Below are 21,655 nucleotides of genomic sequence, written 5' to 3'. Positions count from 1 at the left end.
GCAGATGGCACTGGAAACGACAACTCCCGAGAAGATCCTCGTGGTCTCTCCTCACTTCGATGACGCCGTTCTGTCTTGCGGCCAGCTCTTGGGGGCCCATTCGGGTTCGGCAGCCGTCGTGACCGTCTTCGGAGGTAAGCCTCCCGCATACCCCTCTCCGCCCACCGACTGGGACCTCTGGGGCGGCTTCGCCGAGGGTGACGACATCGTGGCGATGCGTCGGGTCGAGGACTTCAACGCGCTGGAAGTTCTCGGGACCTCGCAGCGGTACCTGGACTTCCTGGACTGGCAGTACGCGGACGATGATCGTCCCACCCTGGACGAGATCGTGCCGGCGATCGAGGCCGTCGTGCGCGAGATCGCTCCCGACCGCGTCTTCCTGCCGCTCGGCATCGGATCGAATGATCACGTCCTGACGTCGGAAGCCTGCCTCATCGTAACCGGCCGGCGGGATGGCCCGTGGAGCGTCTACGAGGATGCCCTCTACCGCAAGCAGTGCCCCGATCTCACAGCGGAGCGCCTCCTCCGGATGAGCTCCATCGGCGAGCCCGAGAGTATCGAACTGCCGGGCGCGCCCCTCGCGCTCAAGCGGAAATCCCTGGGGCAATACGTCTCACAGATGAAGGTGCTCGGCGGGTTGGTCGAGGACGACGCCTATGCGCCCGAGCGCTACTGGCGCTTCGGGTAGTAGTACGTCGGACTTCCCTCGCCGCCGGGGGCGTCTTCCGAGAGCGTGACGGGCGCCGCGTCCTACGTGGCCGGGTCCGACACGACGTCGGGAGCCCCATGAGATTCGGGAACCTCGCTGAAGCGTGAGAGTCCGAGCGCGCCGACAAGGATGAGTGAGATCGCGGCGACGCGCGCAACCGCGCGCCACGACGGCGGCAACCCTTCGGAAAACGCGGCAAATCCGGCAAGAATCGGCAGTACTCCGCCAAGACCCGAGAGGACAGGCACGACGTTGATTGCCTTCCCGCGTTGCAGCGCGCCCTGCAACATCATGTACGACGTGACGTTCGTCACGACGATTGCCGCTCCGTAGACGACGATCTGTGCCGTGCGCGGCGAGCCGGCAAACGACATCACGAACGCCTTCTGCACGACGGTCGCAAGTCCGGCGAGCGTGCCGGCAACCACAGCGATCCCGATCCCCCAGTCCGCGGTCTTGCGCGCGCGCGCGCTCACGCCGACGACGGAGAACGCGAGCACGAGCGCCACGGCGCAGAACAACGCGACAGGCCCGTTGGGAACCGGACGCACGACTTCCTCGGACCCCGAAAGGCTCAGACCGAGCACCAGAAGCCCCGACACGACGACACCGACCAGAAGCTTCTCCGTCGTGGAGAGCCGCTCCTTCAAGTACACGAGACTAAGGAAGACGAAGATGAGGATTCCCGAGTTCCACACCGGCATAACAACGGTCACGGGCGCCAGCGACAGTGTCACCATCAGCGCTGCAAACGATCCCACTTGCATCGAGGTTCCGAGCGCCCAGATCTTGCACCGGAACAACTCACGAAACATACCCAAGCCCATCCGCCATGTGATCGTCGGGACCTGATCGGCTCCGCGCTTGAGAAAGACCATGCCGGAATGCGTCATTGCCGTGCCCAGCAGGGCGACGAAGAACCCGATCTGCACGCGCACGATCAGGCCCTCACATCTACGAACTGCTTGCGCGCGGCGGATTCGCTCGCGGCGATCGCGACGCGAATCGACTCGCGCGCGTCCTCACCGGTCATGTCCGGGATCTTCCCTTGCAGGACGCAGTCCACGAAGTGCTCGACCTCTTCGCGGAACGAGATCTCGTAGTACTGGGGGAAGGGTCCGTGCTCAAGCTTCGGCCGGCGCCATTTCACCGGATACACCCAGATCCAGGTGCTCTTTGAGGTCTTTCGCGACATGTACATCACCGGTCGCGGCCACATGTGATTCTCCAGGATCGTTCCGTCGGTGCCGTAAACCTCCAGCGAATTCGTCTCGCCGCCGGCGACGCCCGACGTAACGACGATCTCGCCGACCGCGCCGCTCGCGAACTTCACGGTGACGAGCGCCGTGTCGTCGTAGTTCGGCGCAAGGTCGGTCACGACGAGCTTCTCCTTCACCGCGAACACCGACGCGATGTCGCCGAGCATCCACCGGAGCATCGCGAACTTGTGTACCGCCATGTCGAGCAGCACGCCCTCGTTGTTCGGCAACGTCCGCCAGTCCTCTGGATTCGGGTTAACGGTCAGCTCGCTTATCGCACCCTCGTATGCGCGCACGAGAAACACGCGACCGATCTCCCCGGAGTCGATGATCTCCTTCACCTTGCGGTTGGCGGGCAAGAAGAGATGGTTCTCGGCGACCATCAATGTGACTCCCGCCTCAGCCGCCGCACTGATGATCGCATCGGCGTCCTCGATACTCGTCGCGATCGGCTTCTCCAACAGGATGTGCTTGCCGGCGCGCGCAGCCTCAACTGCAAATCGCCTGTGCAAGTGGTGAGGAACACAGACGTCGATCGCGTCGATGTCGGCGCGCGCGAGCAGCGCCGCGTAGTCCGTGATCGCCAAGGTCCCGAGCTGCTCGGCGAGGTTCGCCACCTTCTCCTCGTCCGAGTCGCACACGGCGACGAGCTTCGCCTTGTCCCCCAGCATGTTGTACGAACTCGCGTGCAGCCAGCCGGCGAAACCCATGCCGACGACCCCGACTCTCAGTTGCTTCATCCTCGTCTCCCGCCGGCCTAACGCGAGAATATCTTGCGGTCCAAAGTGGTCAGTCTCTCGCATCGACCGTCCACGACCACGTAGGTGTCTTCCATTCCGATGAGCCGGTTCTTGTACGGCGGGTACAGGGCCCACGATTCCAAATCGAAGACCATTCCCTCCTCGAAGACCCACTCCCTGCGACCGGCGAGCATCGTGGGGAAGAAGTGCATCTCTTCGGTGTTGATCCCAACGCCGTGGCCCATCGTGAAGACCGGCACTTCCGACGGACGCTGGAAGTCCTTGGCTATGAGGTCCTCGATCTCGCCCGCCGTGACCCCCGTGCGGATCTCGTTCACGTACGCCTGCTGCAAGTCGGCCGTGTACGCGACGATGCTCTGAGCATCCGAGGGGATGTCCCCGATGCACGCGTGACGCGACACGTCGGAGACGTATCCGCCGTACATCGCGCCGGTGTCGAAGCGAGTCAACTCGCCCCTTTCGATTCGCCGTCCCGTCCCCGGCGCCTCCGGATCGCTGTCGCCGATACTCAGCGTGATGTGGTTGGTCCCGCTGCCGCCTTCCTGAAGCGTCGTGATCTTCGCGAGCTTCAGCATCTCTAAGTCCGACATGCCCTCGGTGAGGTTCTCGATCAGAGCGGCGATCGTCTTCTCCGCGATGCGTGTCGCCTCACGAATCCGCCGGATCTCCTCCGTGGTCTTAACCGCACGCAGCCGAAGCAAGACATCATCGATCACGACCAGTTCCGCGCTGGGGTAGGCCGCGCGCAAGGCCTCGACGACGTAGAAGGGCGCGCTGCTCTCGATCCCGATCCGCAGCTTCGATTGCGCACGCGCAGCCACTTTGGCCACGACCGCTTCGACTGCGGCGTCTCTAGTCAGCACCCCAGAGAAGTCCGAGATCCAGGTGAGCGTCGGATCAAACAGAATCCAGGACACGGCCGCATCGTCACCGTCGCGAGAGATCACGGTCATGGTCGGGTACTGGTTCGCAAGCACGAACAGAATCGGGTTGTGCTCGACATGACGGACAGGCAGACCGGACGTGTAGAAGACGTTCTCCGCGGAAGTCAGGACCATGACGTCGACCCCGTGCGCGCCCATCATCTCGTTCGCTCTCTGCTTACTGAAGCCGATGGGCTCCATGTGCGCCTCCTCAGAGAATCTTCAATGAAAGCAACCGTGCGCCTGCCTCACGAGGGGCGCACAGCACCCGACCCGTCGATTTCGAATCAGGACTTCGCGACCGCCGGTGCTACCATCCACTGCCGCCGGCGAGTCGAGGGTTGTGCCGGTGACGCGCGAAGCTTCGGTCGGAGAATAACATCGGGGGCGGGTCTTTCATGAATCGGCTGCGTTTCCTCCACGCGCTCGCGGTTTTGGCGCTGGTCGTCACCGCATGCGGCACTCGTCTGCCCGACACTGCATTCAACTTCCAGGCGACCGGGGACAGCCTGCAGCGGTCCGGGGCGGAAGGCAACGGGTTCTCGTCGTGGGAGACGTCTCCGGACGCGCAATCAACAGGTTCAACCGCGGACGGACCCGCACTCGGCGACGGATCGACCGGCTTCGGCCCGGGGTCCGGACCCACAACCGGTCCCGGCGAGGGGTCCTCACGCAACTTCGCATCCGACCGCGGCGTCACCGCGACGACGATCACCGTTGGAAACATCACGCCCGTCGGCGGGCCTTTGGGACCCGAGGCCTTCAGCGGACCTTCTCACGGCGCGCGCGCTTACTTTCAGGCGCTGAACGCATCCGGCGGCGTGAACGGACGAACGATCAAGTTCCTCACCTGCGACGACCGCGAGGATCCCGAGGGAAACAAGGCCTGCGCGCGCAACTTGATCGACAAGGAGAAGGTCTTTGCCTTCGCCGCCAACAACACCGACGCTTACGCTGGGGCGGGCCTACTCAACGCCGCCGGGGTCCCCGACGTCGGCGGGATTCCGGTCGCGACCGCGTATTACAAGTACCCGATGTTCTTCACTATCTATGGCGCCGCGGGGTATCCGCGCGACGGGAAGAGCGTCGGAGTGAAGGGGACGTTCTACGAGACCAATGCTCCGTACCTTTGGTACAAGCAGAATCTGGGAATCAAGAAGGCGGCGGTGCTCTTCTACGCGATCCCAGCGTCCTCAAACAGAGCGGCGATCGTGATCGACATGCTCACGAAATCGGGCATCGAAGTCGTCTATACGCCCAACAGCGGCGCCGGCAAAGACCCTGCAAGTCCGTCATGGGATACCGATGTCATCAACATGCAATCGGCGGGCGTGGAGGCTTTCTGGCAAGTGATCGACACCGCAGGGTTCATGAACGTGTGCCAGGCGATGGACCGCTACGGCTTCCAAGTCAAAGCCGCAATCGCTACCGTCGCGAACTGGACAAGCCGCATCGGCAAGGACTTCAGCGCTCCGTGTCGCAACTCGATCTACGTAGATGGGAACTCGGTTCCCTACACGATGACGAGCAACCCTGAGATCGCCAGGTTCCGCGCGGCGATGCGTCGATACGACCCGAACTTCGCGATGCAGCAGTGGGCGGTCGAAGGCTGGGCGGCCGCGCGCCTGTTGACCGAAGGTATCCGTTCGATGGGGGCCAACGTCACGCGCCAAGGACTCGTGAAGTGGCTGCGCGCGAGCGACGGATCTTGGACGGCGGACGTGATGACACCCGACGCGTTCCAATGGCGCGCGGACAGCACCAACTTCTCCAAACCACGGCGCCAGTTCATCTCGGTCGCGCGCTGGCAGGACTCCGCCGGAGGATGGGTGGCCCAAACCGGTCCGTGGGCTCGCTTCGTCACGCCCTGGTATTCGCACCCGATCGAGGACGACGGAACATAACAACGTCGCCCTCTAAGGCCTGAGCCTGCCGATCAGCGCAACAGAGAAGAAACCTGGCGCGCGGCCCGCAGGCCGCTCAGGTAGGCGGCTTCGACGGTGTCCGCGACCGGACGTGACTCCGTTGCGGACCCCGCCCAGAACAACGCTCCTGTAGTTGGCGCGGCGAGGTCTTGGCGGGCTCCAATCGCGCGGGGTGGCAGGAACGTGTAACCCCCGAGTGCGTTGGGGTCGGTCATCCAGTCCACGAACCGCCAGCCCCGCAAGGATGACCGAGGTCGCGATCCCGGGAACACCCGCACCAGGTCGTCGAGCACGATGTCGAGCGCCTTCTCGGCTCCGGCATCGGACAGCGCTTGGGCGCGCGGTCCGGTCGCGTAGGCACTAAGCGTGGGCGGGCCGTCGGTGCGAAACGACGTAGGCCAGTACAGCGTGACCGGGCCGGAACCGCAGACCACTTGCGACGCTCGCGTCGGCCAGAACGGATCTTCGAACGACAGAAGCACCTTGGCGACAGGCCCCGTTGCCAAACGGTTCAATGCGTCGCTCTTGGCTGCGGGCAGCCCGGGCTCGAACTCGATGTCGCCGCGCGTCAACACGCCGTGGGGCAGCGTCGAGACGGCGGCCCGCGCCGTCACCTTCGCCCCGTCGGCCGCGGTGATCTCCACGCCGTCCGGCGCCCAGGCGATGCGCCGTGCCCGGAACCCAAAGCGAATATCCAGGCCCGTCCCGATGTGCGCGGGAAGAAGGTCGTAGCCGCTGGTGACGCGGTGGTTGACGCCGCCCTCCAGATGCAGGATCCCGTCGGCACCCAGGCCCGCGACACCGACTTCGTCAACGCTGCCCGGGAGGTGAGCGGTCAGAGTGAGCTGCGCCAACTCTCGGGCTCGCCCCCGGTATCCCTTGCGGGCGATGAATTGGGCCGCGCTCTCGTCACGGTCGCCGATACGATGCAGAGACCACAGGATGTCGAAGGAACGCCAGACCCCTGGGTGAGCCAAGTGAAACGGCAACCAGCGGGTGGTCCCAGCGAGATTGAACCACGACCACACGTAGGGCGCCGGCTCGGTGACCAGCCCGGCGGCCCGCACGTCCTGCCAGGTCGCCGCGCGGTTGCCGTGGATGAACTCCGCGCCGGCCTCAACGGGATACCCGGTGAGGTCCCGAACCGTGTGAACCCGCCCGCCGACCCGATCGCCCGCCTCGACGACAACCACTTTGAGCCCGCCCTGGGCCAACGCCCGGGCTGCAGCGACACCGGCCACGCCGGCGCCCATAACGACGACATCAGCACGGACCGGTTCAGCCATGTGCGACTTCTCCTTTGAGGACGTCCGGATCGCAGGGGAATCTACCTCAACTTCTTCGGACATCGGACAACCTCTCTCCTTCGATCAACGGGGAACTCGCGAGCAAGACCACGCCCGCGAGCGCCAGTGCAACGAGCGCCACCTCGACCGGCACAGCGCCGCCGCCACGGACGTGCTCGCCGAACATCGCCACGCCGAGCAGGGCGGCAGTCGTGGGTTGGAGGCTGCTGGTGCCCGGCAGCGCGGCGGCCAGGTGCGAGGCGTGATAGGCGCTTTGCTGAAGCAAGAACGCCACGGGACTGATCACGAGCCAGGCCCACAGGCCCCAGTGGCCGAGCAACGCGCCAACGCCAAGGTCGCCGACGATCCGGCTGACGAGTTTGATCAGGGCGTCGGAACACCCAAACGCGAGCCCCGCGAGGAGGGCGAGCGTGAGGGCTCGACGAGAGGCCCCCATCCGCGACGCGGCCATCACGCCGATGATGACCACGACCGCCACGCCCCCCAGAGGGACCGACCACGGCACGAACTGAGACGCGCTGTCGGACGCCGTCGGCGCGGCCACCACCAAGAACCCACCGACGCCGACGACAGTCGCGGCGGCACCGAACCACTCCCGGCGGCCCAGCGAAAGGCCGCTGTGGCGGACGGACGCGAGCAGCGCGAAGAGAACTTGAGTGGCAAGTAGCGGCTCGACGACCACCAGGCGGCCGGTGGCGATGGCCGCGGCCTGGAGCCCGAAACCGCCGAGAGTGATGGCGACGCCGATGAGCCACCGTCGGCGCCGTAACAGCCGCAGCACAAGTCGTGGATCCATCACCGCATGGGGTTCCTCCTGGCGCGCGGCCACCTGTTGGTGCGAAGCTCCAACCCCGACGACGACCGCAGCGACGAGCGCGATGAAGACCGGGATCATCGGCGACTCCGCGACCGATGGCCTTTACCGCAGACCGTCATACCCGGCGATCGATCCACTCGATGATCCGAGGGAACACCTCGGTCGGTGACGACTTTGCCGCGACCAGATCGTCATGGCCGTAGTCGACCGAGAACCCGGTCGACCGGCCGGCTTCGACGAAGGTCTTGTCGGTGCTCCCCATCGCGTCGAAGGCGCGGCGCACAGCGGGCAAAGGACGCTGGAGGTCCCGGGTCGCCGCCCACATCATCAGTGGCACGCGGACCTCGTCCAGGCGATCGGCCCAGATGGTCGCGTGATCCATGCTGCGCATCGTGTCGTTAGCGACCCAGTCGGTGAATTGATCGGCCAGGCGCGTCGACTCGTTCGGGACTCCGTGTCGCAAGTAACGAGCGGGCACGATCGGATCGACGTTGGCGGGAACGAAGCTCGACTCGAGCTGACCGGACCGCAACAGGGCAAGGATCGGTCCGGCGTGGTGCGCGCCGGCACGGAACAGCACCCGCCCGCGGCGTCGCGCCTTCGGGGCGGCGGTGACCCCGGGCACCTTGGCGTCGGCGGGAGTCCGGACCGGTGAACCGAAGGTAACCGCGCCGGCGACCTCGACCGTGCTCGAAATCGACGCGGCGTAGATGGCCTGGCCGCTCATCTCCAGCCCGAGCCAGAACACAGTGTCGCACCGCGATCGCTCGCGGGCGGTCGAAGTAGCAGCGGGTAGGTCGTGGAACACGAAGTCGTCGAAGCTCCAGTGCAGGTCTCGTGCGGGTCCGGAGGCCGGCCAGCTCCGGCCCCGGCCGCGCAGGTCGAGCGCGTAGAAGTCGTAGCCTGCAGCGGCCGCATACCGGGCCAAGCTTGCCGAAGGCGCCAGGTCCCATATGAGGCTCGAACCCGCGAATCCGTGACCGGCAACGATCACCCCCTTGGGAGTCCCGACTGCCTGATATCGGGCCATCGAGAGTCGCCATCCGTCACTGGTAACGGCGACAACCCGCTCCGTCTGACCGGTCGCGTACGCCAGCGATCGGTAGAAACGCCCGACCCTCACTGCGCCTGCCGCGGCCGCTCCGGACGCGAGCGCCGAGCCGAATCGTCGAGTCTTGCTCAAGGTGTTCTGCCTGATCCTGCGGACCAACTGCGCCGAGCCTCAGCGCCGACGTTGCGCACCAAGCCGCGGCGATAGACGGAAGGCGCAATGGCTCGGGTAACGATCCCAACGCCCAGCCAGTGCGGCAATGTTTGCTCGAACCGGTTCCGCTCGATCGCGCGCACGACCGCGCGCGCCACGCGAGTCGGAGGCAAAGGCCGCGGGAAGCGCCGCTGGAAGGGCACCCCGCGCGCCTCGGTGAAGGACGTGGCGACCGGACCTGGATTGACGAGGGAAACCTGCACACCGAGCGGGCCGAACTCGGCGGCCAACGCTTCGCTGAACCCCACGACGGCGAACTTGGAGCCTGAGTAGGCCGACTCGAACGGAGCCCCGAGCCGGCCGGCAATCGACGCCACGTTCACGATGTGGCCGCGCCCTCGCTCGAGCATTGATCGGGCCACCAGACGCGTGGCTTCGACCGTCCCGAAGTAGTTGACTCGCATGAGTCGCTCGAACACCTCGGGATCGGCCTCGACGAAGGACTCGTAGGCGCCGATCCCGGCGTTGTTGACCAGCACGTCCACCGGGCCGAACTCGCCCACCACCGCGTCCACCGCGGCTCGCAACGAATCCGGGTCGCAAACGTCGCCCACTGCGGCCAGGGCTCGATCCCCGAGCGCACTCACCACCGCATCCAGACCAACCCGGTCGCGGGCGACGAGCCCGACCCGAGCCCCGCGCACGTACAGCGCCCGGGCGACCTCGCGACCGATCCCTCGGGAGGCACCGGTCACGATACAAACCGCACCTTCGAGCCTCATCAGACTGGGTCCGCCGGATCGCGTTTGGCCACCGCATCTCCCCTCATCGACGTTCCTTGCGGATCGTATCCACTTCGTGCTCCAAGTACGCAACACGTCGACGGACGCGCACTTCGCTTTCGAATCGGGATATTGCGCACGCCGCTGCTACCATCCGCTGCCACCGGCGAGCCGAGGGCTGTGCCGGTAGCGCGGGAAGATCCGGGTCGGAGAAATGACATCGGGGGCGAGTCTTTCATGAATAGGCGGCGTTTCCTCCTCACTCTCACGGTCCTGACACTCGTCGCCACCGCATGCGGCACGCGGCTGTCCGACACCGCATTCAACTTCCAGGCGGCCGGGGAGAACCCGCAGCGGGCCGGTGCCGGAGGCGACGAGTTCTCGTCGTGGGAAACGTCTCCGGACACGCAATCAACAGGTTCAACTGCAAACGGACCCACACTCGGCAACGGATCGACCGGCTTCGGTCCGGGGTCCGGACCCACAACCGCTCCCGGCGAGGGGTCCTTTCTTAACTTCGCATCCGACCGCGGCGTCACTGCAACAACGATCACCGTTGGGAACATCACGCCGGTCGGCGGACCTCTCGGACCCGAGATGTTCAGTGGGCCTTCTCACGGCGCGCGCGCATTCTTTCAATCGTTGAACGAATCCGGTGGCGTGAATGGACGAACGATCAGGTTCCTCACCTGCGACGACCGCGAGGACCCCGAGGCGAACAAGGCCTGCGCGCGCAACTTCATCGAGAAGGAGAAGGTGTTCGCCCTCGTCGCCAACAACACCGATGCGTACGCCGGTGCGGGGCTGGTGAACGCGGCCGGGGTCCCCGACGTCGGCGGAATCCCGGTGGGGAGCGCGTACTACAAGTACCCGATGTTCTTCTCGGCCTACGGCGCCGCGGGGTACCCACGCGACGGGAAGCGCGTCGGCGTAAACGGCACGTTCTATGAGAACAACGCGCCGCATGTTTGGTTCAAACAGCACCTGGGCATCAAGAAGGCTGCGGTCCTCTTCTACGCGATCCCGGCTTCCTCGAACCGGGCGGCGGTCGTGATCGAGATGCTCGAGAAGTCGGGCATCGAAGTCGTCTACACGCCCAACGGCGGCGCGGGCAAGGACCCCGCAAGCCCATCCTGGGACACCGACATCATCAACATGCGCTCAGCGGGCGTTGAGGCCTTCTGGCAAGTGATCGACACTGCCGGGTTCATGAACGTGTGCCAAGCGATGGACCGCTACGGCTTCGAGGTCAAGGCGGCAGTCGCCTCGGTCGCGAACTGGACGAGCGCTATCGGCAAGGACTTCAGCGCCCCGTGTCGCAACTCGATCTACGTCAACGGCAACTCCGTGCCGTACACGATGACGAGCAATCCGGAGATCGCGAAGTTCCGCGCCGCGATGCGTCGCTACGACCCGAACTTCACGATGCAGCAGTGGGCCGTCGAAGGGTGGGCGGCCGCGCGTTTCCTCACCGAAGGCATCCGTTCGATGGGGGCCAACGTCACGCGCAAGGGACTCGTGCAATGGCTGCGCGCGAGCGAAGGAGCAACGACGGCGGACCTTATGACTCCCGAGGCGTACCGGTGGCGGGTGAACAGCACCAACTTCACGAAACCCGTGGAACAGCTCATCTCAGTCGCGCGCTGGCTGGACTCCGGCGGCGGATGGGTGGCGCAAACCAGCCCATTCGCCCGTTTCATCACACACTGGTATCCGCACCCCATGGAGGACGACGGGACATGACCACTTCACCTCTTGAGCACGCCGGCAGGACACGGGCATCCCCCGTCGAATCGTTAGGTGACGAACGCTTCGTTTATTGTGGTTGAGTCGTTGACCAAATAGAGATATGTCACGATCCCGCGAGTTCTCGGAGACGGTCGCCCGCTCAAGCGGGCGGCTTGGGAAGGCGTGCGTCCTGGCGGGTGCGGTCCTTGCGGTCACGGCCGCGGTAATCCCCCCGTCGGCACGAGCCGCGAGCCCGCCGGCAGCCTTCGACGGACGAGGCTTCGCGACGGCAATTGAACTGAGCGTGAACACCAAGCCGGCGATGGTCTTCTCGGAGATCATCCGCCTGTCGTCGCCGTTCAGCGACAGTCGGCTGACGTCCGGTGGCGCCTCTGCCGCGCGCGCCGCCGGGATGTACCCGGGAACCTTGGTGACGCAAGGACCCGCTTTCATCAACGCACAGGTTCTTTCAATGATCACCGGCCCCTTCTGCTCGGCAGGTTTTCCGTGCGAGTTCCTGCCGGCGATTCCCACGTACCCGCTGATGGCCGACGCGCAGTATCCGTCGAATCCCGATGCCAAAGCGCCCGTCGAGGGACAAGAAGTCGTGGCGGGCCCGCTGTCGTTCCGCGTCCTCGACATGCGCGCGCACGCCGGCTCCGAAGAGGCTTCCAGCGCAGCGGTGATCGGCGACCTCGCGTTGCTCTCCCCCGGCGCGGAAGCGTCGGATGGAGTCAACCCGTCGGATGCGCTGATCTACGTCCGTCACCTGCAGTCGTTCACGACCCAGACGATCGACACGGACGGCGCGCTTTCGGTCGAGGCGACCGTTCGCATGTCGGGGGTTTCGCTGTTCGGCGACGTCGTCCGAATCAGTTCGATTGAATCGAACTCGTTCGCTCGCTCCAACGGGGACAAGCTCGTCGAGAAGAATGCGCAGGTTACGCTGGGTAACGTTACGGCTTCAGGACAAGCAGCCGAGATCACGAATCAGGGAGTGACCGCGGCAGGGGATCCGATCGGCGCGCTGCGGGGTCCGGTGGCGACGCTGTTCGAGGCGACGGGACAGAGCATTCGCCTCATAGATGCCACGAATCAGCGAGTCGACGGTACGGTCTCGTCGGACGCGACCGGGCTGCTCGTTCACTGGGAGTTGAACGGATCGCAGGTTCCGGCAGGGACCACGCTTGTTGGAGACATCGTTCTTGGGCTCACGAGCGCATCGGCCTACGCAACGACGGCCGAGCCGACGGTGCCGGTCATTAAGGATCCCCTCTCCGACCCGATTCCACGCATCGAGCAGCCAATCGAGTCCGCGTGGAACCCGCCGGTCACTGCGGCGTGGACTCCGGCCCCGTCAACCCAGGCTTCAGCGCCGGGGACGTCTCCGGACGTGATGCAGAGCCGGCCGATGGCGATGGAGTTCCTCGGTGGAATCGCCGCGAGTCGCATCTCGATGCTATACATCGCGTGTTCGCTTGCCGCGATCGGCTTGGCGCTGATGTCCCGCAAGGGCCCGCTGCGGGTCACGCCGCGCAGATCCGCGGACGGCGATCACCGCAACGTCTCCGGCCTATGACCAACGCGATCCGGAGACGCACGTGACCTTGTGCACGGGCGTCTCATCGACGAGCCGGGAATCGACGAAACAAAGGAGAGGCGGCGCGTGAAACCAGAGAACGGCGACAGCACAACTCCCGCGGATGGCCAAGTTCCCGACCCCGCTCTCTTCTGGCGCTGGGCGGCGCGCGCGTCGCGTCCGGCCGTCGGATGGATTCTCATCGCCGTGGGGGTCCTCGCGCTCCTGCTTGGATATCTGGGCGTCTCGCGCCAGGCGCTGGTCGCCAAGCAGATCCCATATCTCGTATCCGGAGGGATACCGGGGATGGTGCTCGTTGCAATAGGCGCTTTCTTCGTCGCAACCGAGGATCTTCGGCGCGAACTCCAGCGCATCGAGGTTCTCGAAGAGAAAGTCGCCCAGTTGCACTCGGCTCTTCTCCGGCCGACAGGAGACCCGGCGCCGGAGATCGCCAGGAACGGAGACACCCCAACGGGTGAAACGCTCGTTGCGATTGCGCGCGGTTCGCACTACCACCGAGCCGACTGTCCGATGGCAAAGGGTAAGGCGGGCGCCGGCGCCGTGAGCGCCGCCGTCGTCGCGCGCCGCAAGCTCTCGCCGTGCCCTATGTGCGCGCCGGCCGGCGTCGAGGCCTAAGCGGCGGAGACGACCGCGCCTATGTTCTGGGCACAGCTCATCGTCGCCGGCGCAGCCTCCGGTGGAGTTCTCGCGCTCTCGGGCATGGGCATCGTTCTCACCTACAAGGCGACCGGAGTCTTCAACCTCGCGCACGGAGCCATCGGGGTGTTCGTCGCCTACACCCTTTACCAGCTCAATACCGGGTGGCACGTGCCGCTAGGGATCGCACTGGTCATCGCCGTGGGCATCGTGGGACCGGGGCTGGGGTTTGGGCTCGAGCGCGTCGTCTTTCGCCCGTTGCAGAGGTCGGGCGCAACCACGACGGAAAAGCTGGCCGCGAGTCTCGGCGTTCTCATCGTGCTCGTGGGCATCGTGTACGTGATCTGGACGGGCCAAACGCGTGTCGGCCCTCGCCTGTTCCCGGCGCACCCGTTCTCACTGGGCGGAGTTCGCCTGCCCTTCGACCGGCTCGCGGAACTGGGGCTGCTCGGCGCCACCTCCGCGGCGTTGTGGGCGTTCTTCCGATTCACCAAGCTCGGTCTGCGAATGCGCGCGGTGGTGGATCGCCCCGATCTCGCGGAACTCTCGTCGATCGACGTCAATCGTGTTGCCGGAATCGCGTGGGCGATGGGCGCGGGACTCTCCGGACTTGCTGGCGTCCTCATCGCCTCAGGGAGCCTTGACCCCTACAGGATGACGCTGTTCATGATCGCGACGTTCTCGATCGCCGTCGTCGCCCGGCTGACGAGTCTGCCGATGGCTGCCGCATCCGGCGTCTTGCTCATCGGCATCGGGCGCGCGCTCATCGAACAAGTCGAGCTTGCCTCGACGAGCGTCGTCGGTTCGATCTACCAATCACTCGTCGCGGGACTTCCGGCGGTCGTTCTGTTCGCCGCGCTGCTCCTGTACCGGCGGCTCGACGTTCTCGGCGAAAAGGCGGAGAAGCAGCAACGCGCAGCGTCGGCGCGACGCGCAAGTCCCGCGCGGTCGGCGCGCGCAACGATATCGATAGCAGCGGCCCTGATCATCCTGCCCGCCGTCCTGGGAACCGGCGCGCTAGAACAGGCGCACCGCTTCCTGGCTTTCACGATCCTGTTCGCGTCCATCGTCGTGGTCACCGGATTCAGCGGCCAGATCACCCTCGGCCAGGCCGGCTTCGCCGGCATCGGCGCATGGGCGGCCGCGCGAATCGCGAACTCGCTCCATCCCCCGGCTCTCATCGCGATGCTCGGCGGAGGCGTCGTCGCAGTGCTGGCCGGACTCGCCGCGGGATACCCCGCACTTAGGCGACGGGGGATCTTCCTCGCGCTTACGACCTTGGCGCTCAATCTGGTGCTCTTCCAAGCGGTTCTCGCAAACACCACAATCGCGGGGGGATCGACCGGTCTGCAAGTCACGCGCCCGTCGATCTTCGGCCTCAACTTCGAGGGCCCCGTCGCCTTCTACTACTTCGAGCTGGTGCTCGTAGGTCTCGCATTCCTTCTCGCGCGCAACCTCCACAGCGGAGCGGTAGGTCGGGTTTTCGGCGCGATTCGCGATTCGGAGACCGGCGCGCGCGCGGTTGGAGTCGACCCGAGAACGCCCAAGCTTGTGATCTTCGCCGCGAGCGCGTTCATGGCGGGGATCGCCGGGGTCCTTCTCACTCAGCAGGCGCGAGTCTTCTCGGCGGACGGCCAGTTCTTCCCGCTGCAGAGTCTCTTCTGGTTCGCGGCCGTTGTCGTCGGCGGCGTTAACTCGCTTGGCGGCGCGCTCGTCGCGGGTTTCATATGGGTGATGCTCGACGTTCTCGTCGGAGCCGGCGGCGTCTCCCAACTCGTAATCGGAATCGCAGCACTTCTGATCGGGCGCATTCCCGGACGCAGTCTGCTCGGATTCGGTCGCATTCTTTTCGAGCGATGGGAGATGAAGCTCGCGCGCGCCGTCGACGATGCGCGGCGCCGGCCGCGTGCGCCCGAAGACACTGCGGATATGTACGTCCCGAGCGATCTTGCGATACGCGCGCTTCGCGGAGAGATTCCGGCGCGCGCCGGGTCACGACAGGGGGCCGGATCGTGAGCGTCCTGGAAGCGCGCGCCGTCTCGAAGCATTTCGGGGGAATCCGGGCTGTAAATGATGTGTCGATCGCCGTGGAAGCCGGGGCGATCGCATCACTCATCGGACCGAACGGCGCCGGCAAGACGACGCTCTTCGACTGCCTCACCGGTCTGACCGAACCCGACGGCGGGCACGTCATGCTCGACGGAACCGACGTCACGCGCATGCCGACACACGATCGCGCGCGACGCGGGATGGGCCGGACATTCCAGCGCCTGGAGGTGTTCTCCGGCCTGACGGTTCGCGAAAACCTATCCGTTGCCGCCGAGGCAATGCGACGCGGCACCATCGTCCGCGAGATCTTCCGGTTGCGCCACACTGCGGATCCCGCCGTCGCAAGCCTGGTCGACCGAATCCTCGACGAGTTGGACATCGCATGGGCGGCGGATCGGGTGGCCGGAGACTTGCCGACGGGAGTCCTGCGCATCGTCGAGCTCGGGCGCGCGCTTTGCGCGCGCCCGCGCGTCATGCTGCTCGATGAAATCGCGAGCGGCCTGGATCCGGCGGAAACGCAGCACCTGGGCGGCATACTCCAGAGACTTGCGGAGTCCGGAATCGCAATCCTGCTCATCGAACACGACCTCGGACTCGTTTTGCGGATCTCCGGTGACATCACCGTCGTGGATCACGGAAACGTGATCGCGCGAGGAACTCCGTCCGAGATCGTGGCGAACGCCGCCGTGCGCGCGGCGTATCTCGGAAAGGGAGAAACAGCGTGACGGGATTCCTCGTCGCCAACGATCTGCGATCGGGGTACGGCCGGATCGAGGTGCTGCGCGGCGTGTCTCTCGCGGCGCCGGCCGGACGCGTCGTCGCCGTGCTCGGCCCCAACGGCGTCGGAAAGACGACGCTAATGCGCGTCCTTGCGGGAAGCCTTCCGGCCTGGAGCGGATCGATCGAACTGGACGGACAGCGCATCGACGGCCGTTCCGCATACGAGGTCGCGCGCGCGGGAGTGATGCTCATCCCCGAAGGCCGTGGGGTCTTCCCCGGACTCACCGTCGCGGAGAACATCGAGATCGCCGCGAACGGTCGCTCGCGCCCCGAGCGACTCGACGAGCTTTTCGCGATGTTCCCCCAACTCAATGACCGTCTCGCGCAAAAGGCCGGAACTCTGTCGGGCGGCGAGCAGCAAATGCTCGCGCTGAGCCGCGCGTTCCTCGGCGATCCGCACGTCCTGCTCGTCGACGAAATCTCGATGGGCCTAGCGCCCAACGCGGTCGAGATGCTGTTCGGCGCGCTGGCACACCTGAAAGAACGCGGCTGCACGATCGTGCTCGTCGAGCAGTACCTGGGCTACGCGCTGCGCCTCGCCGACATCGTCTACGTGATCGCCAAGGGCCGCGTCACCTTCGTCGGAGAACCGTCCGAAATCACTGAAGAGGGCGTGCTGGTGGGAGACTCCACCTGACAAGCTCGTCCGCGTGCGCGGCGAGGATGTCGTCCAGCAGCGCCGACGCGCGATCCACGTCGCCGACGAGCGGATGACTCGTGAGCGCGGTGAGCGCGGTGTCTCGCGATCCGGTGAGCGCGGCATCAATCGTGAGCCGCTCGTAGCTCTTGACTGCGCGCATCAACCCAAGGCAGTGCTCGGGCAGCGGATCCTGAGCAATCGGCGTCGCGCCGCTCGCATCGACCCGGCACGGAACTTCCACAACCGCGTCGTTCGGGAATCCTTCAAGGGCGGCCGCGTTCGGCACGTCGAGCACCTGCACGTCACCCCGATTCTCGATTACGGAGCTAACGAACGCGACCGCGGCGGCCGAGTACCCCGATCCACCACGCTGCGCGAGTTCCGGCGGTAGCTCCGTCAGTTCCGGATCGCCGAAACGCTCGAGCGTCGCGCGCTCCAACTCGACAACCTCGTCGGCGCGCGTGCGCGCCTCCGCCTGCTGCGCCTCGAGCATGCGCGCCGGCGAGTAGTAGAAGCGCAGGTACGGGTTCGGCAGCAGACCGAGCGCATCGACGACGCTGCGTGAGATGTCGCCGCCCTGCGGCCACGTCGAAAGGAACTCGGGAAGACGATCCTCGCCGTCCACTCGTACCGAACGTATCCACGACAAGTGATTTAGGCCGAAGGACTCGACATCGACCGCCCGCTCGTGAATCGCGCGAAACGCATCCTCAAAGCTCTTGGGAATGCTGCACAGGCCGATGCAGCGCACGCCCGCGCGCCCCGCTGCTTCGGCGACGAGACCCGCAGGATTGGTGAAGTTCACCAGGAATGCTTCGGGCGCCAGCGCGCGGATCCGCTCGGCGATCTCGACGATAACCGGAACCGTACGCAACGCCATCGCGAAGCCGCCTGCTCCGGTAGTCTCCTGGCCGATGAAACCGTGGCGCAACGCGATGGTCTCGTCCTTCACGCGCGCAGCGGATCCCCCCACACGAATCTGAGTCAGGACGAACGACGCTCCGTCGAGGGCGGAGTCCAAGTCGCACGTAAGGTGCGTCCGCACAGCCGATCCTTGATGCGCGAACATCCGATCGACGAATCCCCCGACGACGCCGAGGCGCCCCTCATCGATGTCGTGGAGAACGACCGTCCCGACTCCCGGGGTCTTCGCAAGCTCAAGGACTAACTCCGGCGTGTAAGTGCTTCCGCCGCCGATGATGGCGATCTTCACGCCGCCCGCTTCAGCGCGCGCCGACATGTTCCCCCCATCGGTTTCGTAGGTCGTCCGGCCTGACGGGGACGCCCGCAGCTCGCAGTGCGGCGACAAGCGCTCCGACGACCGGCTCGGTGTCCAGGATTCGAAGAACCGCGCGCGGCACGATCCGGTGAAGCTCGTCATCAAGACTCGTCAGAAGGGCCGAACCTACCGGCATTCCGCCGACACCCGCGGCCATGCGAACCATCCCGCCCATCGCGACCACCTCCGGTGCGCCGCGGTCGAGACCAAGCCGCCGCAACGCAATGCCGGCCGACAGTCCCATCTCTACCCCGGCGCGGGCCACAAGGGCACGGCACACAGCGTCGCCGTCCTCGGCGGCCTCCATGACGAGACGGGCGATGACCAGAGGCTCCGGCGCGCGGTACACCGCCGCGGCTCGGTACAGATCATCCATGCCGCCAAAGTCGCCCGCCGAGCAGATGCGGTCGCCGAGAATCGACGGAGGCTCGCGGCCCTCCCAGGACCGGATCGCCAGACGAAGTCCTTCCGTCCCGAGCGTTGCCATGCCCCCGAAATCGCCGGTGTGCCACCCGACACCGCCGACGAAAACCGTCGTCCCGCTTTCGTCCCGGGCAGCGGCGTTCGCACCAAACCCCGCTACGACAACACCACCCCAACCCGCCGAGGATCCCGCGTGCAAACCCAAAAGCGAGTCGTTCTCGATGTCGACGCGCCCGTAGGCCTCACCCATCGCCAAGAGCAGTTCCGCGCGATCCTCCGGGAAGTCCACGCCCGCGGCGCCCACGTGGGTCGAGACGATGGTCGCAGACGGCATCTGTGCGAGCGCCTCGCGCGCCGCAACGTCGACGGCCGCGCGAAACCCCGAGGCGCCTACGACCTGCCGGTTCCCCCCAGGGCCTCGGCCGGCTCCGAGCACTGCGCCTCCCAAGTCCGCGACTGCGGCAAGGGTCTTGGAACCTCCGACGTCGACGCCGAGCACAACCCTCGTGGACGGGCTCGACATCACGTTCCGTCGTCCTCAATCGGGTGCGGATACCACGGCGTCTCGTAGCCGTCGAACGGGTTGGTTTGCGCCACCCATCCGCCGGCCGAGTCCTGCCAGCGCGCGACGGAGAAGTAGTTGCGACGTTGCTTCGAAAAGTCAACGCTGTCGGCACGCCACTGGGTCCAGTCAGGCGTCATGACGTCGTCCGGGAATCCCCTGCCCCTTCGGTCCCTCAAGAAGCGGATGAGCCCTTGACGGGTGACATTGGGCCCCATCGAACGGATACCTTCGGTCAAAAGGCGCGCGGCCGCCCAGCCCTCCACCGCCCACTGTTGCATCGGGAAGTTCGGGTCGTATCGGCGCATCGCGGCGCGGAACCTGGCGATCTCGGGATGGCTCGTCATCGTGTAGGGAACTGAGTTCGCATCGGCGTAGATCGAGTTGCGACACGGAGCGCTGAAGTCCCTGCCGATGCGACTCGTCCAGTTCGCGACGGAGGCAATCGCAGCTTTGACTTGGAAACCGTAGCGGTCCATCGCCTGGCACACGTTCATGATCCCTGCCGTGTCGATCACTTGCCAGAAAGCCTCGACGCCCGCCGATTGCATGTTGATGACATCGGTATCCCAGGAGGGACTCGCGGGGTCTTTGCCGGCACCACCGTTGGGCGTATAGACGACTTCGATGCCCGATTTCGTGAGCATGTCGATCACGATCGCCGCTCTGTTCGAGGAGGCTGGGATCGCGTAGAAGAGCACCGCCGCCTTCTTGATTCCCAAGTGTTTCCGGTACCAGAGGAAAGGCGCGTTGTTCTCGTAGAAGGTGCCCTTCACTCCTACGTTCTTCCCGTCGCGCGGGTACCCGCCGGCTCCGTAGATAGTGAAAAGCATGGGGTACTTGTAGTACGCGGTCGCGATCGGAATCCCGCCGACGTCGGGGACTCCGGCGGCGTTCACCAACCCGGCTCCGGCGTAAGCGTCGGTGTTGTTGGCGGCGAAGGCAAAGACCTTCTCCTTGTCGATCAAGTTGCGCGCGCAGGCCTTGTTTCCCTCGGGGTCTTCGCGGTCGTCGCAGGTGAGGAACTTAATCGTTCGTCCGTTCACGCCGCCGGATGCGTTCAACGCCTGAAAGTAAGCGCGCGCGCCGTGAGAAGGCCCGCTGAAGGCCTCGGGTCCCAAAGGCCCGCCGACGGGCGTGATGTTTCCAACGGTGATCGTCGTCGCGGTGACGCCGCGGTCGGATGCGAAGTTCTTCGCCGACCCCGTCCCCCCTCCGCCGCCGCCGGTCGACACCGGCCCGCCCGAACCGGAAGCACCGGAACCCGAAGAGGTGCCCCCGTCCGAGTCCGTTCCTGGAAGTCCCAATCCCCCCGACGCCGTCCCACCGTCCGCCGACCCCGCCCCGAGCCCAGTCGGGTCTGATGAGTACGCGTTGCCCGCGGCACGAAGGAACTCGCCGTCCGGCAAGCGCGTCCCGCATGCGGAAACGACGACGGCCAGCGCCGCGAGTGATGCGAGAAACCCCGATCTCTTCATGATCCCTCCACCGAGTTCTCGAGCGCGCCGATGGAGTCGATCTCGACTCGAACAGTGTCGCCGGGCTTCAGAAACACCGGCGGCGTGCGTGCGAACCCAACCCCCGGAGGCGTACCGGTCGCAATCACGTCGCCGGGTTCGAGCGTAATCCCCTGCGAAATGAAGCTCACCAGTTCGGCGACAGAGAACACCATCTGCTCTGTCGAAGAGTTCTGTAGAACCTCGCCGTTCAGCACGCACCGGATGCCGAGCCGCTGCGGGTCGGGGATCTCATCGCGCGTGACGATCCAAGGTCCGATCGGACAGAACGTGTCGAGGCTCTTACCGCGCGCCCACTGACCGTCCGCGAATTGCAGGTCGCGCGCCGAGACATCGTTCACGCACGTGTATCCGAGAACATGCGACAACGCGTCCTGAGTCGAGACCGCGCACGCCTTGCTCCCGATCACGACGCCGAGTTCGGCTTCGTAGTCGACCTGGGTTGCGAACGAGGGGATGCGGATTGCATCTCCCGGCCCGATCACCGAGGTCGTGAACTTGGCGAACAGGATCGGTGACTCGGGAATCGGCTGCCCCGATTCCTTGGCGTGGTCGCGATAGTTGAGCCCAACGCACACGATCTTCCCCGGAGACGCGACCGGCGCGAGCAGGCGTACGTCCTCAACGCGCGCGACCACATCGCCGGGATCGGGGTGAAGAACAGACTCCCCCGCATCACGTATGCGACCGTCCTCGACGATCCCGGCGCGAACCCTCCCGCCGTACTCGAACCTGACCAGCTTCACGCGTGCTC

19 protein-coding genes are annotated in these 21,655 nt (G+C 65.7%); 8 read left to right on the top strand and 11 right to left on the bottom strand.

Annotated elements, in window-relative coordinates:
* The first annotated feature begins 4 nt into the window (after window positions 1–4).
* Window positions 5–688 carry a PIG-L family deacetylase gene (locus tag WDA27_02455; GenBank protein MFA5889808.1) on the top strand — a complete coding sequence of 228 codons (684 nt, stop codon included), beginning with the start codon at window positions 5–7 and terminating at the stop codon, window positions 686–688.
* Window positions 689–750: 62 nt separating this feature from the next.
* On the opposite strand, the gene WDA27_02450 is transcribed toward WDA27_02455, so the two are convergent.
* The 3 genes from WDA27_02450 to WDA27_02440 are packed head-to-tail and all read right to left on the bottom strand — an operon-like array spanning window position 751 to window position 3,853.
* Window positions 751–1,647, bottom strand: coding sequence for a hypothetical protein (locus tag WDA27_02450; GenBank protein ID MFA5889807.1), 897 nt, complete (start codon window positions 1,645–1,647; stop codon window positions 751–753).
* Between the two features lie 2 nt (window positions 1,648–1,649).
* Complete coding sequence (locus WDA27_02445; GenBank protein ID MFA5889806.1) at window positions 1,650–2,708, bottom strand: Gfo/Idh/MocA family oxidoreductase; 1,059 nt, start codon at window positions 2,706–2,708, stop codon at window positions 1,650–1,652.
* Between the two features lie 17 nt (window positions 2,709–2,725).
* Entirely contained in the window at window positions 2,726–3,853 is a 1,128-nt protein-coding gene (locus tag WDA27_02440) for a Xaa-Pro peptidase family protein (GenBank protein ID MFA5889805.1), read from the bottom strand.
* A 197-nt stretch (window positions 3,854–4,050) separates the two neighbouring features.
* On the opposite strand from WDA27_02440, the gene WDA27_02435 reads away from it, so the two are divergent.
* Window positions 4,051–5,556: an ABC transporter substrate-binding protein gene (locus WDA27_02435; protein MFA5889804.1), complete on the top strand. Its 1,506-nt coding sequence runs from the start codon at window positions 4,051–4,053 to the stop codon at window positions 5,554–5,556.
* Window positions 5,557–5,588: 32 nt separating this feature from the next.
* Here the strand turns inward: WDA27_02435 and WDA27_02430 are convergent, their stop codons facing one another.
* Genes WDA27_02430 through WDA27_02415 form a run of 4 tightly spaced genes read right to left on the bottom strand, consistent with a single transcriptional unit; the run spans window position 5,589 to window position 9,660 of the window.
* Window positions 5,589–6,863: an NAD(P)/FAD-dependent oxidoreductase gene (locus WDA27_02430; GenBank protein ID MFA5889803.1), complete on the bottom strand. Its 1,275-nt coding sequence runs from the start codon at window positions 6,861–6,863 to the stop codon at window positions 5,589–5,591.
* A 46-nt stretch (window positions 6,864–6,909) separates the two neighbouring features.
* Window positions 6,910–7,779 (bottom strand): DMT family transporter, encoded by an 870-nt coding sequence (locus tag WDA27_02425; GenBank protein ID MFA5889802.1) that lies wholly within the window; start codon window positions 7,777–7,779, stop codon window positions 6,910–6,912.
* Between the two features lie 37 nt (window positions 7,780–7,816).
* Window positions 7,817–8,884: an alpha/beta fold hydrolase gene (locus WDA27_02420; protein ID MFA5889801.1), complete on the bottom strand. Its 1,068-nt coding sequence runs from the start codon at window positions 8,882–8,884 to the stop codon at window positions 7,817–7,819.
* A complete protein-coding gene (locus WDA27_02415; protein MFA5889800.1) occupies window positions 8,881–9,660 on the bottom strand; it encodes an SDR family NAD(P)-dependent oxidoreductase in 780 nt (259 codons plus the stop codon). The genes WDA27_02420 and WDA27_02415 overlap by 4 nt, the downstream gene beginning before the upstream one ends.
* A 264-nt stretch (window positions 9,661–9,924) precedes the next feature.
* Here WDA27_02415 and WDA27_02410 point away from each other — a divergent pair, with 264 nt between their 5' ends.
* The 6 genes from WDA27_02410 (at window position 9,925) to WDA27_02385 (ending at window position 17,117) form a co-directional block, all read left to right on the top strand.
* Window positions 9,925–11,430: an ABC transporter substrate-binding protein gene (locus WDA27_02410; protein MFA5889799.1), complete on the top strand. Its 1,506-nt coding sequence runs from the start codon at window positions 9,925–9,927 to the stop codon at window positions 11,428–11,430.
* A 106-nt stretch (window positions 11,431–11,536) separates the two neighbouring features.
* Complete coding sequence (locus WDA27_02405; GenBank protein MFA5889798.1) at window positions 11,537–12,994, top strand: hypothetical protein; 1,458 nt, start codon at window positions 11,537–11,539, stop codon at window positions 12,992–12,994.
* 87 nt (window positions 12,995–13,081) lie between these two features.
* Window positions 13,082–13,630 (top strand): hypothetical protein, encoded by a 549-nt coding sequence (locus WDA27_02400; GenBank protein MFA5889797.1) that lies wholly within the window; start codon window positions 13,082–13,084, stop codon window positions 13,628–13,630.
* 21 nt (window positions 13,631–13,651) lie between these two features.
* Window positions 13,652–15,667, top strand: a complete 2,016-nt coding sequence (locus WDA27_02395; protein ID MFA5889796.1) for an ABC transporter permease — start codon at window positions 13,652–13,654, stop codon at window positions 15,665–15,667.
* Complete coding sequence (locus tag WDA27_02390; protein MFA5889795.1) at window positions 15,664–16,425, top strand: ABC transporter ATP-binding protein; 762 nt, start codon at window positions 15,664–15,666, stop codon at window positions 16,423–16,425. The genes WDA27_02395 and WDA27_02390 overlap by 4 nt, the downstream gene beginning before the upstream one ends.
* The gene (locus WDA27_02385; GenBank protein MFA5889794.1) at window positions 16,422–17,117 is read left to right on the top strand and encodes an ABC transporter ATP-binding protein; all 696 of its coding nucleotides are present in this window, start codon (window positions 16,422–16,424) and stop codon (window positions 17,115–17,117) included. The genes WDA27_02390 and WDA27_02385 overlap by 4 nt, the downstream gene beginning before the upstream one ends.
* Here the strand turns inward: WDA27_02385 and WDA27_02380 are convergent.
* Genes WDA27_02380 through WDA27_02365 form a run of 4 tightly spaced genes read right to left on the bottom strand, consistent with a single transcriptional unit; the run spans window position 17,080 to window position 21,647 of the window.
* Window positions 17,080–18,360 (bottom strand): 6-phospho-beta-glucosidase, encoded by a 1,281-nt coding sequence (locus WDA27_02380; protein MFA5889793.1) that lies wholly within the window; start codon window positions 18,358–18,360, stop codon window positions 17,080–17,082. The two genes, WDA27_02385 and WDA27_02380, sit on opposite strands and share 38 nt — an antisense overlap.
* On the bottom strand, window positions 18,344–19,345 hold the full coding sequence (locus tag WDA27_02375; protein MFA5889792.1) for a BadF/BadG/BcrA/BcrD ATPase family protein: 1,002 nt from the start codon (window positions 19,343–19,345) through the stop codon (window positions 18,344–18,346). The genes WDA27_02380 and WDA27_02375 overlap by 17 nt, the downstream gene beginning before the upstream one ends.
* Window positions 19,345–20,862 carry an ABC transporter substrate-binding protein gene (locus WDA27_02370; protein MFA5889791.1) on the bottom strand — a complete coding sequence of 506 codons (1,518 nt, stop codon included), beginning with the start codon at window positions 20,860–20,862 and terminating at the stop codon, window positions 19,345–19,347. The genes WDA27_02375 and WDA27_02370 overlap by 1 nt, the downstream gene beginning before the upstream one ends.
* Window positions 20,859–21,647 carry a fumarylacetoacetate hydrolase family protein gene (locus WDA27_02365; protein ID MFA5889790.1) on the bottom strand — a complete coding sequence of 263 codons (789 nt, stop codon included), beginning with the start codon at window positions 21,645–21,647 and terminating at the stop codon, window positions 20,859–20,861. The genes WDA27_02370 and WDA27_02365 overlap by 4 nt, the downstream gene beginning before the upstream one ends.
* Between the last annotated feature and the right edge of the window lie 8 nt (window positions 21,648–21,655).

Source organism: Actinomycetota bacterium (assembly GCA_041658565.1).
Taxonomy (GTDB): domain Bacteria; phylum Actinomycetota; class AC-67; order AC-67; family AC-67; genus JBAZZY01.
This window is presented reverse-complemented; position numbering and strand designations above follow the sequence as displayed.

What these genes read in the sequence shown, in the direction of transcription:
- WDA27_02455 (MFA5889808.1), top strand. Translation starts at nt 5, where the DNA reads ATGGCACTGGAAACGACAACTCCCGAGAAGATCCTCGTGGTCTCTCCT.
- WDA27_02445 (MFA5889806.1), bottom strand. Translation starts at nt 2,708, where the DNA reads ATGAAGCAACTGAGAGTCGGGGTCGTCGGCATGGGTTTCGCCGGCTGG.
- WDA27_02440 (MFA5889805.1), bottom strand. Translation starts at nt 3,853, where the DNA reads ATGGAGCCCATCGGCTTCAGTAAGCAGAGAGCGAACGAGATGATGGGC.
- WDA27_02435 (MFA5889804.1), top strand. Translation starts at nt 4,051, where the DNA reads ATGAATCGGCTGCGTTTCCTCCACGCGCTCGCGGTTTTGGCGCTGGTC.
- WDA27_02430 (MFA5889803.1), bottom strand. Translation starts at nt 6,863, where the DNA reads ATGGCTGAACCGGTCCGTGCTGATGTCGTCGTTATGGGCGCCGGCGTG.
- WDA27_02425 (MFA5889802.1), bottom strand. Translation starts at nt 7,779, where the DNA reads ATGATCCCGGTCTTCATCGCGCTCGTCGCTGCGGTCGTCGTCGGGGTT.
- WDA27_02410 (MFA5889799.1), top strand. Translation starts at nt 9,925, where the DNA reads ATGAATAGGCGGCGTTTCCTCCTCACTCTCACGGTCCTGACACTCGTC.
- WDA27_02405 (MFA5889798.1), top strand. Translation starts at nt 11,537, where the DNA reads ATGTCACGATCCCGCGAGTTCTCGGAGACGGTCGCCCGCTCAAGCGGG.
- WDA27_02395 (MFA5889796.1), top strand. Translation starts at nt 13,652, where the DNA reads ATGTTCTGGGCACAGCTCATCGTCGCCGGCGCAGCCTCCGGTGGAGTT.
- WDA27_02380 (MFA5889793.1), bottom strand. Translation starts at nt 18,360, where the DNA reads ATGTCGGCGCGCGCTGAAGCGGGCGGCGTGAAGATCGCCATCATCGGC.
- WDA27_02375 (MFA5889792.1), bottom strand. Translation starts at nt 19,345, where the DNA reads ATGTCGAGCCCGTCCACGAGGGTTGTGCTCGGCGTCGACGTCGGAGGT.
- WDA27_02370 (MFA5889791.1), bottom strand. Translation starts at nt 20,862, where the DNA reads ATGAAGAGATCGGGGTTTCTCGCATCACTCGCGGCGCTGGCCGTCGTC.